Source organism: Luteolibacter pohnpeiensis (assembly GCF_016595435.1).
GTDB classification, from domain to species: Bacteria; Verrucomicrobiota; Verrucomicrobiia; order Verrucomicrobiales; family Akkermansiaceae; genus Luteolibacter; species Luteolibacter pohnpeiensis.
Window position 1 is genome coordinate 1 of record NZ_JAENIJ010000238.1, and the last position, 332, is coordinate 332.

Here is a 332-nt window from a genome sequence, read left to right on the forward strand (position 1 = left end):
CGCATCAAGCGGCTGTTAGACGAGACCTACCTGATCGATCCGTGCCTCGGCAGTCGCCGCCTGGTGACGGTGCTGGAGCGCGATCACGGCGTGAAAGTCAACCGCAAGCGTCTCGACCGCCTGCGCCGCGAGATGGGCCATGAGGCGATCCGGTGCAAGCCGCGGACGAGCATCCCGGACGACGGGCACCGCAAGTATCCTTACCTGCTGCGCAAGCGGATCATCGACCGGCCCGATCAGGTCTGGTGCGCCGACATCACGTATGTGCCGATGCCACGCGGCCACGCCTACCTGTGCGCCGTGATGGACTGGCACTCGCGCAAGGTGCTCGG

General features: G+C 66.3%; 1 protein-coding gene. It reads left to right on the forward strand.

Features of this window, described 5'->3' with window-relative positions; translation table 11 throughout:
• Positions 1-332, forward strand: a 332-nt coding sequence (locus JIN85_RS21110) for a DDE-type integrase/transposase/recombinase (protein WP_200274570.1), incomplete at both ends; no start/stop codon positions are given.